This is a genomic window from Mesorhizobium sp. M1050 (assembly GCF_040318715.1).
GTDB lineage: Bacteria > Pseudomonadota > Alphaproteobacteria > Rhizobiales > Rhizobiaceae > Mesorhizobium.
In genome coordinates this window covers 110609-123423 of record NZ_JAMYMV010000006.1, presented here as the reverse complement: position 1 = coordinate 123423, position 12815 = coordinate 110609, and the positions used below count along the sequence as shown (strand labels likewise).

General features: G+C 63.4%; 10 protein-coding genes. 6 read left to right on the top strand and 4 right to left on the bottom strand.

Features of this window, described 5'->3' with window-relative positions; all coding sequences use genetic code 11:
- Positions 1-9: 9 nt before the first annotated feature.
- The gene (locus tag NKH57_RS05655; protein WP_352942468.1) at positions 10-1029 is read left to right on the top strand and encodes a type II secretion system F family protein; all 1020 of its coding nucleotides are present in this window, start codon (positions 10-12) and stop codon (positions 1027-1029) included.
- Positions 1030-1121: 92 nt separating this feature from the next.
- Here NKH57_RS05655 and NKH57_RS05650 read toward each other — a convergent pair whose 3' ends face one another.
- Positions 1122-1943: a tetratricopeptide repeat protein gene (locus NKH57_RS05650; RefSeq protein ID WP_352601384.1), complete on the bottom strand. Its 822-nt coding sequence runs from the start codon at positions 1941-1943 to the stop codon at positions 1122-1124.
- Between the two features lie 129 nt (positions 1944-2072).
- Between NKH57_RS05650 and NKH57_RS05645 the strand changes: the two genes are divergently transcribed.
- From NKH57_RS05645 to pdeM, 5 genes are all read left to right on the top strand, one after another.
- Positions 2073-3437 carry a leucyl aminopeptidase family protein gene (locus NKH57_RS05645; protein WP_352942465.1) on the top strand — a complete coding sequence of 455 codons (1365 nt, stop codon included), beginning with the start codon at positions 2073-2075 and terminating at the stop codon, positions 3435-3437.
- 101 nt (positions 3438-3538) lie between these two features.
- On the top strand, positions 3539-3889 hold the full coding sequence (locus tag NKH57_RS05640; RefSeq protein ID WP_023758079.1) for a MarR family winged helix-turn-helix transcriptional regulator: 351 nt from the start codon (positions 3539-3541) through the stop codon (positions 3887-3889).
- Positions 3873-4766, top strand: a complete 894-nt coding sequence (locus NKH57_RS05635; RefSeq protein ID WP_352727005.1) for a C40 family peptidase — start codon at positions 3873-3875, stop codon at positions 4764-4766. Before NKH57_RS05640 ends, NKH57_RS05635 begins: the two co-directional genes overlap by 17 nt.
- 67 nt (positions 4767-4833) lie before the next feature.
- Positions 4834-7383 (top strand): ligase-associated DNA damage response DEXH box helicase, encoded by a 2550-nt coding sequence (locus NKH57_RS05630; RefSeq protein WP_352942461.1) that lies wholly within the window; start codon positions 4834-4836, stop codon positions 7381-7383.
- Positions 7380-8096: a ligase-associated DNA damage response endonuclease PdeM gene (gene pdeM, locus NKH57_RS05625; RefSeq protein WP_352601377.1), complete on the top strand. Its 717-nt coding sequence runs from the start codon at positions 7380-7382 to the stop codon at positions 8094-8096. The genes NKH57_RS05630 and pdeM overlap by 4 nt, the downstream gene beginning before the upstream one ends.
- A gap of 2 nt (positions 8097-8098) precedes the next feature.
- On the opposite strand, the gene NKH57_RS05620 is transcribed toward pdeM, so the two are convergent.
- From NKH57_RS05620 to NKH57_RS05610, 3 genes are read right to left on the bottom strand one after another with little or no spacing between them, the layout of a single operon-like run.
- Positions 8099-9034: a dimethyl sulfoxide reductase anchor subunit family protein gene (locus NKH57_RS05620; RefSeq protein WP_352942458.1), complete on the bottom strand. Its 936-nt coding sequence runs from the start codon at positions 9032-9034 to the stop codon at positions 8099-8101.
- Between the two features lie 2 nt (positions 9035-9036).
- Positions 9037-9771 carry a 4Fe-4S dicluster domain-containing protein gene (locus tag NKH57_RS05615; RefSeq protein ID WP_352942455.1) on the bottom strand — a complete coding sequence of 245 codons (735 nt, stop codon included), beginning with the start codon at positions 9769-9771 and terminating at the stop codon, positions 9037-9039.
- On the bottom strand, positions 9768-12698 hold the full coding sequence (locus NKH57_RS05610; protein ID WP_352942452.1) for a molybdopterin oxidoreductase family protein: 2931 nt from the start codon (positions 12696-12698) through the stop codon (positions 9768-9770). The genes NKH57_RS05615 and NKH57_RS05610 overlap by 4 nt, the downstream gene beginning before the upstream one ends.
- Positions 12699-12815 lie beyond the last annotated feature (117 nt).

The following is a 12815-nucleotide window of genomic DNA, read 5'->3' as shown; positions in this document are numbered from 1 at the left end:
GATGCTGGCATGACCGAGCAAGTTGTCAAAACCCTGACGGATCCAAGCTTCCTGATCGCGCTACTGGTCGGAATAGCGGTGTTTGCGACCGTCTTCACTTTGCTGCCGGCGTTTGGCGGAAACCAGCTCAAGTCACGCATGAAAACCGTTGCGCTGGAACGCGACGAATTGCGTGCCAAACAGCGCGCCCGGCTTGCCGTCGAGGCGGATCGCCGTCGCAAGGGCCTGCGCGAGGAACAGTCTGTTGGCATGCGCAACATTGTCGACCGGTTGGATCTGAGGCGCGCGCTCGCCGACGAAGGCACGTTGCAGATACTTAAAGTGGCCGGGTTTCGGGGCCAGAATCCGCTGACGCGGTTTCTTTTCTTCCGTCTGGTACTTCCTTTTGTCGGCTTTGCGCTGGCCACAATCTACATCTTCGTGCTCGGGGCGTTGCCCGACAAGCCTTTGGTCATCCGGCTGTTCGTCTGTATCCTCGTTGCGTATGGCGGCTTCTACGCACCGGTCGTCTATGTCAACAACCGTGCCACCAAGCGCAAGCAGTCAATCCAGATGGCATGGCCGGATGGGCTCGATCTGATGCTGATCTGCGTCGAATCGGGCATGTCGGTGGAAGCAGCGCTGCGCAAGGTCGCCGATGAGATCGGCGCGCAATCGGTGCCGCTGGCGGAAGAATTCATCCTCACCAATGCCGAGCTTTCCTATCTGCCGGAGCGCAAGCAGGCCTACGAGAACCTGGCAAGTCGCACCGGACTGGATTCGGTCAAGTCGGTGTCGCAGGCACTCGTCCAGGCCGAGCGTTACGGCACGCCGGTGGCGCATGCGCTACGCGTGCTTGCCGCCGAAAGTCGCGACATGCGCATGAATGCGGCCGAGAAGAAGGCCGCCGCCTTGCCGCCAAAGCTCACCGTGCCGATGATCCTGTTTTTCCTGCCTGTGCTTTTCGCCATCATTCTGGGCCCCGCCGGCATTCAGGTCAGTCAGCGCGGCATCTTCGGAGATCGTCCGGCGCCGGCAGCATCTCAGTAGCAGCGCGGCAAATCCCTGTACGACATGTGAAAAAGCCGCGCTGGATGCAGCGCGGCTTTTTCATTCATTCAAGGTTCTTGCGGATTGCCGTTTCAGTTGGTCGCGGACTTTGACTTGTCCTGATCCTTGAGCTGGCTCCAGGCATTCTGCTGTGCCAGCATCTGCCTGAGATAGGCGACGTTCGCCTGCGCCTGCTCAGGCGAGAGTTCCTGCGAGGCGATCTTCTCGGCCTCGTCGAAACGGCCTTGCAGCCCGACGACCAGCGCCAGGTTCTGGCGGACCCGGCTGTCCGCATTGGGCTGCTGCGCGGCCGAGCGCATATAGGTTTCGGCGGTGCGCAGGTCCCCTTCCAGCACATAGGACATGCCAAGGTTGGAGAGCACCGAAGGCTCGTTCGGCTTGAGTTCGAGCGCCTTGCGGTAAAGCTGGCGCGCATTATCCTTCTGGCCGGTCTGGTCGAGAATGGCCGCTTCGGCCGACACCAGCCTCCAGTCGGGATATTCCGGTGTCTGAGCGCGGCGCACGGCGTCAAGCGCCGCCTCGAACTGGCCGTTGGCCGCCAGCGCCTTGCCATAGGCGGCAAGCACGTCACGATCCTTCGGCAGAGCGATCGCCAGCTTGCGCATCACGGCGAGCGACTGGTCGGCGTCACCATCCATCTGCAGTGCCGCCGCATAATTCGTCGCTATCCGCTTGTCGTTGGGGTTCCTGGCGTAGGATTGGCCAAGGGCGCCGGTGGCATTGTGCAGTTCTCCGGTCGACATGGTTTCCAGCGGTTTGCCTCCGGTGCGCCCGATCGAGCCGGTGGAGAGCTTGTCGGTTCCGCAACCGGCGACGCCCGCCGCGAGCGCCAGCGCAAGGGCCGTGGTGATGAGCCGTTTTCCCCTGGCGTTGATCGTGCTGTTGGTCGGCATGGCTACCTAAGCCTCCATTCATGCGCGGCCATTGCGTGGCCGTCTTCCCTCTCGCAGAAATATTCTGTTAACCCTAACGGACAGTTAAGAACGCCGAGTCGGGGGCGCCCGCCGCACGGAGACCATCGAATGCCTGTCGAACTCGTCGAGAAGAAGCTGCCGGGCGCACTGCCGGTCCATCTGGTCGCCAGCGACGGGCTGGACGCAGCCGGTCTCGCGCCAGCGGCTGTCGCCTGGGCCAGAGCCAACGGCTTTTCCGGCGAGGCAGGCAGGACGCTGGTCGTGCCTGGCGAAAACGGAGCGCTCGGCGGCGCGCTCTTCGGTACCGGCGATGGCGAAGGCGCGCTCGCCCTCGGCGCATTGTCGAGAGCCTTGCCGGAAGGCGACTGGCATTTCGCCTCGACGCCGGCCGAGCCGGAACTCGCGGCAATCGCGCTGATGCTCGGCGGCTATGTCTTCACCCGCTATGGCAAGAAACCTGGCAGGGCGCTACGCTTCGGCCTGCCGGCCGGTGTCGATACCGGGCGGGCTCGCCGCATTGTCGATGGCGTTTTCCTGGCCCGCGATCTGGTCAACACGCCGACCAGCGATATGGGCCCGGAAGACCTGGAGAAGGCGGTACGGACCCTTGCCGACAGGCACAAGGCCGAAGTCTCGGTGATCAAGGGCGACGAGCTCCTCGATCAAAATTTCCCGATGATCCACGCCGTCGGCCGCGCGTCGACCGCCGCGCCGCGCCTGATCGACATGCGTTGGGGGCAGCAAGGCGCGCCGAAGGTGACGCTGGTCGGCAAGGGTGTCTGTTTCGATACTGGCGGTCTCGACATCAAGCCGTCGTCCGGCATGCTTTTGATGAAGAAGGACATGGGCGGTGCCGCCAACGTGCTTGGCCTGGCCTCGATGATCATGGCTGCCGGGCTGGATGTGCGGCTGCGCGTGCTCATTCCGGCGGTAGAGAATTCGATAGCCGGCAACGCGTTCCGGCCCGGCGACGTGCTGTCGAGCCGCAAGGGCATGTCAGTCGAGATCGGCAACACGGACGCCGAGGGGCGGCTGGTGCTCGCCGATGCGCTGGCGCTGGCCGACGAGGAGGAGCCGCAGCTTCTGGTCGACATGGCGACACTGACCGGGGCTGCCCGTGTCGCGCTCGGTCCCGACCTGCCACCATTCTATACCGGCGACGAAACGCTCGCATTCGACCTCGCGGCGGCTTCTGTTGCGGTCGAGGATCCGCTGTGGCGGATGCCATTATGGCGGCCTTACGATTCAAAACTGGCGTCGAAGATCGCCGACATCAACAATGTCACCACGGACGGTTTTGCCGGCTCGATCACGGCGGCACTGTTCCTGAAGCGCTTTGTCGAAAAGAGTGTGGCCTGGGCGCATTTCGACATCTTCGCCTGGAACCCTGCCGATCGCCCGCATGGTCCTGCAGGCGGCGAGGCACAAGGCATCCGAGCTCTGGACTGGATCATCGCGAAACGTTTTGGCTAACGACGGTCCCGAAAAGTCGGAACCGGCTTTCTGCCAAAATCCCGATTCAGCAGGTTGGAAACTGAAACGGAACCGAAACAATTTGCCGTCATGCTGGCGCGATGTCGATTGCGATGCGCCCGAGCCAGGCCTTGCGACTGTGGCAGCAAGTGATGCTGTCGCAAGTGCGCAACGATGCACCCGATCTGACCATGCGCCAGACCGCGATCCTGTTCACAATCTATCTCGACCCGCCGCCACATACCGTGCGTGGGCTAGCTGCCCGCCTCAACGTCACCAAGCCGGTGATTACGCGCGCGCTTGACACGATGGGCGCATTGAAACTGGTATCGCGCCATCGCGACGAACTCGACAAGCGAAATGTGCTGATCAGACGCACGGTCGAGGGCGCTCTCTTTGTTGAGCGCTTCGGCGATGATATCATCGCCAAGGCCCATGAGTTACCCATCTAATTTCAGAGTTGCCGATTTGACTGCCAGGGATGCCCGCCTTCACGCTTTCCGTTCCGACCTCGCCGATGCACGGCTGAAGGGCGAAGTCGCCGCAGACCGCTTCGTTGCCGGTCGGCCGGCGCGGATCACTGCAGCCGTGGCCGATATCCGCAAGGCGCCGCGGCCGGATGCCGGCGTCAACACGCAAGCCCTGTTCGGCGACGATGTCCTGGTCTTCGAGGTCGCTGAGGGCTGGGCCTGGGTCCAGGCGGAACGTGACGGCTATGTCGGCTATGTCGCCGATACCATGCTGGGCGGGCGGGAACATGCGCCCACGCACATCGTCTCGGCACCACGCACTTTTCTCTATCCTGGACCCGATTTGCGGTTTCCGATCTCAGGACAATTGTCGATGGGATCGACGGTGACAGTGACGGATGCGGCCGAGACACGCGGCACCCACTATGCCGTTCTGCCCTCCGGCGAAGCGTTGATAGCAGGTCATCTGCGGCCTCTCGGTGAAGTGGCCACCGATTACGTTTCGGTGGCTGAGATGTTTCTCGGCACACCCTATTTGTGGGGCGGGGCTTCCGGCTTCGGCATCGATTGTTCGGGCCTGGTGCAACTGGCGATGCGCATGGCCGGCAGGAACGTGCTGCGCGATACCGACATGCAGGCGACGACGCTCGGCGAGCCGCTGGAACCGGGGCCCGCTTTCTCAGGGTTGCGGCGGGGCGACCTGGTGTTTTGGAAGGGCCATGTCGCCGTTATGACCGATGCCGACACCATGATCCACGCCAACGGCAACACCATGCTGGTGTCGCGCGAGGGACTGAAGGATGCCGTCGCCCGCATCGGCTACCTCTATGGCGGCCCGACGGGGTTTCGGCGGCCGTAGCAAAGAACGATCCCCTTTTGTTCCGATTCTTCTTGGCGATTGATTGCCGTCGCGCTAACTCTGGCACGTGACAGAGCAACCGCGCCTTGCCGAACAGAATGCCACCGTAGTCCTGCCAGAACCATTCATCCGATGGTTTGGCGAGAAAGGTTGGTCGCCGCGCGCCCATCAGATTGAACTTCTGTCGAAGGCCCAGGCCGGACAGTCGGTCCTGCTGATCGCCCCGACTGGCGCCGGCAAGACGCTGGCTGGGTTCCTGCCCTCGCTGACTGAACTTGCGAACCGGCCAAGGCGAAAGCCGGGCCAGGCGCATCGCGGCATCCACACGCTCTATATCTCGCCACTGAAGGCGCTTGCCGTCGATATCGAGCGCAACCTCGGCAAGCCGGTGGAGGAGATCGGGCTGCCCGTCACCATCGAGACGCGCACCGGCGACACCCCCGGGCACAAGCGCCAGCGCCAGAAGCTGGTGCCCCCCGACATCCTGTTGACCACGCCCGAGCAGCTGGCGCTGCTGATTGCAGCCAGTGATGCGAAACGCTTTTTCGAGGACCTGCGCTACGTCGTGCTCGACGAATTGCATTCACTGGTGACGTCGAAACGCGGACATCTGCTGGCGCTCGGGCTGGCGCGGTTGCGCAGCTTTGTCCCTGGCCTGCAGACGATCGGGCTATCGGCGACGGTGGCCGAGCCAGACGAGTTGCGGCGCTGGCTGGTCAGCCAGAATCCACCCAAAGAGTCGACAAGCCCGGGGATGGCCGAATTGATCGTCGTTACGGGCGGTGCGAAGCCGGAGATCTCCATCCTCGATTCGGAAGAGCGCGTGCCGTGGGCGGGGCATTCGGCGCGCTACGCCACGCCGGAGATTTACCACGAGATCAAGCGCCACAAGACGACCCTGTTGTTCGTCAACACCCGCAGCCAGGCGGAGCTGCTGTTCCAGGAATTGTGGCGGGTCAATGAGGATACCTTGCCGATCGCGTTGCATCACGGCTCACTCGACGTTGCCCAGCGCCGGCGCGTCGAGAAGGCGATGGGCGAGAATGCGCTGCGTGCCATCGTCGCCACCTCGACGCTCGATCTCGGCATCGATTGGGGCGATGTCGACCTGGTCGTGCATGTCGGCGCGCCGAAAGGGGCGAGCCGGCTGGCGCAGCGCATCGGCCGTGCCAACCACCGCATGGACGAGCCGTCCAAGGCGATCCTGATCCCGGCCAATCGTTTCGAGGTGCTGGAGTGCCGGGCCGCCCTCGATGCCAATTATCTCGGCGCGCAGGACACGCCGCCTCTGATCGATGGCGGCCTCGATGTGCTGGCCCAGCATGTGCTGGGCTGCGCCTGCGGCGCGCCATTCCGTGCCGATGATCTGTTCGAGGAAGTGCAAACAGCCGCGCCCTATGTCAGCCTCGATCGGTCGACATTCGATCGTGTCGTAGATTTCGTCGCCACCGGCGGCTATGCGCTGAAGAATTATGAGCGCTATGCCCGCATCCGGCTGAACAAGGATGGGTTGTGGCGCGTGTCCAATCCGCGCGTTGCCCAGCAATACAGGCTGAATGTCGGCACCATCATCGAGGTGCCGGCCCTCAACGTGCGTTACATCAAGGCCGGCAGCAAAGGCGCGGCTTCGCGCGGCGGCCGGGTTCTCGGCAAGATCGAGGAAGCCTTCCTCGAAACGCTGACGCATGGCGACACGTTCATGTTTGCCGGCAAGGTGCTGCGCTTCGAAGGCATTCGCGAGAATGAATGCTTCGTGTCGAACGCGCCGGGCAGCGATGCCAAGGTGCCCTATTATGGCGGCGGCAAGTTCCCGCTTTCGACCTATCTCGCCGAACAGGTCCGCATCATGCTGGACGACCCGCAGCGCTGGAAGAAGCTGCCCAAGCAGGTCGCCGACTGGCTGCGGTTCCAGGCCGACAAATCGGTGCTGCCCAAACGCAATGACCTGCTGATCGAGACCTTTCCACGAGGCAATCGCCATTATCTCGTGGCCTACCCGTTCGAGGGCAGGCTAGCGCACCAGACGCTCGGCATGCTGCTCACCCGCCGCCTCGACAGGACGGGAGCCAGGCCGCTCGGCTTTGTCGCCACCGACTATGCACTGGCGATATGGTCACTGGGCGACATGGGCACGATGTTCAAAGCTCGGAAGCCTTCGCTCAGTGCACTTTTCGACCAGGACATGCTTGGCGACGACCTCGAAGCCTGGCTGGCCGACAGCTGGCTTCTCAAGCGCACCTTCCGCAACTGCGCGCTGATTTCGGGATTGATCGAAAAACGCCATCCGGGGCAGGAAAAGAGCGGCCGCCAGGTCACCGTGTCGACCGATCTCATTTACGATGTGCTGCGCAGCCATGAGCCGGACCACATCCTGCTGCAGGCGACACGTGCGGATGCGGCGACCGGTCTGCTCGATGTCAGCAGACTTGCCGACATGCTCTCGCGCATCCAGGGTCGAATCGTGCATAAGGCGCTTGAACAGATTTCGCCGCTTGCCGTGCCGATCATGCTTGAGATCGGCAAGATGCCGGTGAACGGCGAGGCTGATGAAACGCTGCTTATGGATGCGGCGACATTGGTCGAGGAGGCAATGGGGCCGGGGATGGTCGAGGAATGAATTTTTCGCTGGCGCGCACATCGCTGATCGGCGAGGCCGACCTTGTCGGCATCGCCGGCGAGCGCGCCGTCTGCGATCCGCGCGGTGTGCTCTATTTTCCCGAGTTCAGGCTTCTGGCTGTGTCCGACCTGCATCTGGAAAAGGGTTCGTCGCTGGCAAGGCGCGGCACGCTGATTCCGCCTTACGACACCGGTGCAACCTTGCTGAGACTGCAGGCCGTGATCGCTGACTATCAGCCATCCATGGTCATCAGCCTGGGCGATAGTTTTCACGATGGCGGCGGCGCCGGACGCATGCATGCGAGCTTTCGCGAGCGGCTGGAGGCGCTGATGTCAGGCCGCGACTGGTTCTGGGTTGCCGGCAATCACGATCCGGAAGCACCCGGCGACCTGCCGGGCGAAACGGTGCGCGAACTCGCCATAGGCTCGCTGCTGTTCCGGCATGAGCCATCGAAGGTGCGCGTCGAGGGCGAAATAGCAGGACATCTGCATCCCTGCGCCCGCATCGTGCAACAGGGCCGCTCGGTGCGGCGGCGCTGCTTCGCTGGCGACGGCGGCCGCATGATCATGCCGGCCTTCGGCGCCTATACCGGCTCCCTCAACGTGCTCGACCGCGCCTATGCCGGGCTGTTCCGGCTGGATACTTTGATGGCCTACATGCTCGGCGCGGACCGCATTTTTGCGATATCCCGCTCGATGTTGCGGCCGGGCTGAGATTAACGTCCGTAGTACAGGGTAACCGTGTGCTTCGCCTCGGCGAAGAACAGCCAGCGCTCGACCAGCATGCCGGCGAATTGTGCCATCGCGGCGATCACCGAAACCACCGCCACGAACGGCCATGGCAAGGAAAAAGCGGCGACCAACAGTAAGACGGGCAGTGCGAAGGCCAGGAGTTGCGTGATCTGGCGCAGCCGCGCGCTGTGTTTGCGTGCGATGCGAAAACCCATTTCCTTGAGCAGGTAGTTTTCCTCGGTATGCGGCCATTCCAGCGACCGCACCGTGCCGCCGGCCAGCCCCGTCGCGGTGTTGGCGTTGGTTGCGATCTCCAGCCGGTCATTGTAGCGCCAGGTCGCCAGCTTCCAGCCCCAGCCGAGCATGGTTAGCAGCAGGCAAGCCGCCAGGAGCACCTTCGAACCAAGCGCAAATCCCTGCAACAGCGCGTTCATCAGCACACTGCCGGTCATTGCCGAAAAAATGAGGTAGCCGGGCAGGGTGAAGCGGCTGTGCCACTGGGCGATCGGTTTCAGCGACGCGTATATCATGCCGGTCGTGCAGACGGTGACCACGGCACCGCAGGTGGCCAACAACCCGGCAATGGCCACCCAGCCATTGGTCCGGCCAAAAAATATCCAGCCGATACCGAACAGGCCCGCCGGGATGAAGGTGATGACCGAGGCGACGCCTTCGCGCGACAGCCACGAGCTGCGCCATTGCGAGAAGGCCCGCCAAGCCCGTTCGGGTCTGCCGAGGTGGCCGGTCGAGGACAACAGCCCGGCCGCGATCAGCTCGAGCGCCAGGCCCATGCCGATGAAGCCCAGCCAGAAGTCAGGCGGAATGATCTGGAATCCTCCGAGCACGCCAAGCAGCGCCAGCAATCCATAGCCGGCGCCGGTGGCGGTGGTGAAGAAGACGACGGAGAAGGCTGGATGCATGGTCAGTTCGAAAGCATGCGGTCGACCCAGCCAAGAAAACCGCCTTCGGCCCGCACCGGTTCGAGGGCCGGCGCGGCAACCGATGCGGCGCGGTTGGTATGGGCGCGCGGCGGCAGGTATTTGTTGGTCGGGCGATAACCGAGCTCCGGCATCAGATCGACGCCGCCGCGCTCCGCCACCAGTTGCGAGACAGCCGACTGAGGATCGCTGAGATCGCCGAAATGGCGGGCACTGGTCGGGCAAGCGGCGACGCAGGCCGGCACGCGGTCTTCTTCGGCCAGATTGTCATTGTAGATGCGGTCGACGCACAGCGTGCACTTCTTCATCACCCCGACATCGGTGTCGAATTCGCGCGCCCCATAGGGGCAGGCCCAGCTGCACAATTTACAGCCGATGCACTTGTCCTCGTCGACCAGCACGATGCCGTCCGAGGCCCGCTTGTAGGAGGCGCCGGTCGGGCAGACGGTGACGCAGGCCGGCGTCTCGCAATGCAGGCAGGAGCGCGGGAAGTTGACCGTGCGCCCGCCCATCTCGGTGGTGTGCTCGTAGCTGTGAACACGGTTGAACCAGACGCCGTCGACATGGCCACCATAGGGATCGATGTCGGTCAGCGGCGCCATGTGGCCGCCGGTGTTCCACTCCTTGCAGGCGGTGACGCAGGCCTGGCAGCCGACGCAGGTGTCGAGATCGATGACTAGCCCTAGTTTCTTGCCGCTCTGACTTGGCAGACAGGTCATTCGGCCGCCTCTCTTGCCCTGCGGAACTCAGCGCCGAAGGTCAGCTTGTCGGGCGAGGGTTCGAAATGCGGTGGCTGCTGAAAACGCTCGAACTGCGGCTCGGTGAAGCCGGCTTCCTCGGCGGCGCATTTGACGACGCGCACGCGCAGATCGAACCACGCCGCCTGTCCGGTGACAGGATCGGAGTTCGAATAGCGTTTGCCCTGAGCATCGGCGGAAGTCTGGTCGCCGATGATATGGTTGAGCAGGAAGCCACGATTGGATTCGGCCGCGTCGTCCTTCAGCCCCCAGCTGCCGCGCCGCTTGCCGATGGCGTTCCAGGTCCAGACCGTGCTTTCGTTCACCCCGTCGATCAGCTTGATCTGCCCCTTCACTCTGCCATTGATGCTTTCGATCCACACCCAGTCGTCATCGACAAGGCCTAGATCTGCTGCCGTCCGCTGATGCACGAACAGCCGGTTCTGGCTGGTGATCTGTCTCAGCCACGCATTCTGCGACCCCCACGAGTGGTACATGTGCATGGGCCGCTGCGTCAGCGCGTGCAGCGGATATTTTTCGAGGTCGATGGCTGCTTCCTCGAAGGGCATGTACCAGAAGGGCAGCGGGTCCATGAAGGTCTCGATGCGCTGGCGATCGCCCTCCGGCGGCAAGACGCGGCCATGGCCGCGTGAGGCCAGGCGGAAGCGCTGCATCGGCTCGCAATAGAGCTGAAAGATGATCGGCTCCGCCTTGGGGATGAAGCCCATCTGCACGGCGAAGTCGAGATAGGAGCGATTGGCCATCTTGTAGTAGCGCTGGTCGTCAGCGAAATCGTGATGCCAGAAGCCGCCATTGTCGATGTAGCGTTGCAGCTGATCGGGGTTGGCCTCGCCCCTGCCGACCGACGCCCCGTCCTTGCCGCGCCAGCCGGCGAGCGGGCCGATGCCTGATGTGCGCTCATGGTTGACGATGTAGTCGGCATAGTCGCGGTACTTGGCCGTGCCGTCCTCGTCGACAAACCCTGGCAATCCAAGCCGCGCGCCGAGTTCGATCAGCACCGACTGGAACGGCCGGACATCACGGTCCGGTTCGACGACGGGATGGCGGATGGCGTCGCCCGGGCCATCGGCGTGGCTGATCGGCCGGTCGAGCAGGCTGATGCAGTCATGCCGCTCGAGATAGGTCGTATCCGGCAGGACGAGGTCGGCGAACGGCACGGTCTCGGAATAATAGGCGTCGGAATAGATGATGAAGGGGATCCTGTATTTTCCCGCGTCATCATGGTCGGTCAGCATGGCGATGGTCTCGACGGTGTTCATCGAGGAATTCCAAGCCATGTTGGACATATACATCATCAGCGTGTCGATCGGGTAAGGGTCACCGGCCCAGGCGTTGCGGATGACGGTGTGCATCAGGCCGTGCGCGGCCAGCGGCGCATCCCAGGAATAGGCCTTGTCGATGCGAAGAGGTGCGCCGGCCTCGTCGACCAGCAGGTCGTCCGGCCCGCAGACGAAACCGAGCGGCATGCCTTCAAGCGGCGTCATCGGCTTGACGGTCTTGCCGGCCGGCTTCGGACCGGGCGGCGCAGATCGGGGGTAGGGCGGCTTGAAGCGGAAACCGCCCGGCACATCCACCGTGCCCAGCAGCACCTGAAGCAAATGGAGGGCGCGGCAGGTATGAAAACCGTTCGAATGGGCCGAGATGCCGCGCATGGCGTGCATCGAAACAGGTCGCCCCTTGATCGTCTCGTGCCGACGCCCGGCCCAGTCGGTCCAGGCGATCGGCAGTTCGATCGTCTGTTCGAAGGCGACGTGCGCGAGTTCGGCGGCGATCCTGCGGATCGTATCGGCGGCAATGCCGCAGCGCTCGGCGACCGCGTCCGGTGCATAGCTCTCATCGAGGTAGCGGTCGGCGATCAACTGGAACACCGGAACGCAGTGGCGTCCGTCGATCGTGAAGCTGCCGGTCAGCGCCGGTTTCGCGCTGGCATCGGTGGCGCTGATCGGTATCTTCGCCATCCTGTCCCAGGCCAGCGGATTGCCCTCGCCGTCACGGACGAACAGCCCGTCATCGGCCGCACCCGGCTCCTGGACGACGAGGACGTGAGCGTTGGTGTAGCGCAGCAAATAGTCGAGATCGACGCGGCCCGCCCTGAGCAATTCATGGATAAGCGCGAACACGAACAGTCCGTCGGTGCCGGGCCGGATGCCGATCCAGTCATCGGCGATCGCATTGTAGCCGGTCCGGCACGGATTGATCGAGACGACTTTGGCGCCGCGCGCCTTGAGCTTGCCGAGACCGATCTTGATCGGGTTGGAATCATGGTCCTCGGCAACGCCGAACAGCATGAAATATCGGGTGTTGTCCCAGTCCGGTTCGCCGAACTCCCAGAACGAGCCGCCGATCGTGTAAAGGCCGCCCGCCGCCATGTTGACCGAACAGAAGCCGCCATGGGCGGCGAAGTTCGGAGTGCCGAACTGGCTTGCCCACCAGCCGGTCAAGGATTGGGATTGGTCGCGGCCCGTGAAGAAGGCCAGTTTCTTGGGGTCGGTCCGGCGGATGTTCGACAGCCGCTCCGTCGCGATCGAAAACGCCTCTTCCCACTCGATTTCCCGGAACTCGCCAGAGCCGCGCGGACCGGTGCGCAGCAATGGCTTCCTCAGCCTTGCCGGGCTGTAGTGCTGCATGATACCGGAGCTGCCCTTGCCGCAGATCACGCCGCGATTGACCGGATGGTCCTTGTTGCCGTTGATGTAGCGGACCTTGCCATCCTTGATGTGCACGTCGATGCCACAGCGGCAGGCGCACATGTAGCAGGTCGTCTTGGCGATGCTGTCGGAGACATCAGGCGAGGTGTCGACGCCATCGCCTTCATCCGGTGCGCGCGTGTCGGCAAGCGGGCGTTGCGATGGTGCCGAATTCGCGCCGCGCGGCGGTCTGTGCATCATGATCCGGGGGTGCCTGTACGGCCAACGGATTTGGCACGTGTCCTCGGTCCGGGGCCGCGCATGTAGTGCTCTTCCGGATGATAGCGATCGCCCGCCAACCGTCGCCTTATGCCGCGG

Excerpts from the sequence above, each read along its gene's own strand:
- NKH57_RS05655 (WP_352942468.1), top strand. The coding sequence starts at position 10 with ATGACCGAGCAAGTTGTCAAAACCCTGACGGATCCAAGCTTCCTGATC.
- NKH57_RS05650 (WP_352601384.1), bottom strand. The coding sequence starts at position 1,943 with ATGCCGACCAACAGCACGATCAACGCCAGGGGAAAACGGCTCATCACC.
- NKH57_RS05645 (WP_352942465.1), top strand. The coding sequence starts at position 2,073 with ATGCCTGTCGAACTCGTCGAGAAGAAGCTGCCGGGCGCACTGCCGGTC.
- NKH57_RS05640 (WP_023758079.1), top strand. The coding sequence starts at position 3,539 with ATGTCGATTGCGATGCGCCCGAGCCAGGCCTTGCGACTGTGGCAGCAA.
- NKH57_RS05635 (WP_352727005.1), top strand. The coding sequence starts at position 3,873 with ATGAGTTACCCATCTAATTTCAGAGTTGCCGATTTGACTGCCAGGGAT.
- pdeM (WP_352601377.1), top strand. The coding sequence starts at position 7,380 with ATGAATTTTTCGCTGGCGCGCACATCGCTGATCGGCGAGGCCGACCTT.
- NKH57_RS05620 (WP_352942458.1), bottom strand. The coding sequence starts at position 9,034 with ATGCATCCAGCCTTCTCCGTCGTCTTCTTCACCACCGCCACCGGCGCC.
- NKH57_RS05615 (WP_352942455.1), bottom strand. The coding sequence starts at position 9,771 with ATGACCTGTCTGCCAAGTCAGAGCGGCAAGAAACTAGGGCTAGTCATC.
- NKH57_RS05610 (WP_352942452.1), bottom strand. The coding sequence starts at position 12,698 with ATGATGCACAGACCGCCGCGCGGCGCGAATTCGGCACCATCGCAACGC.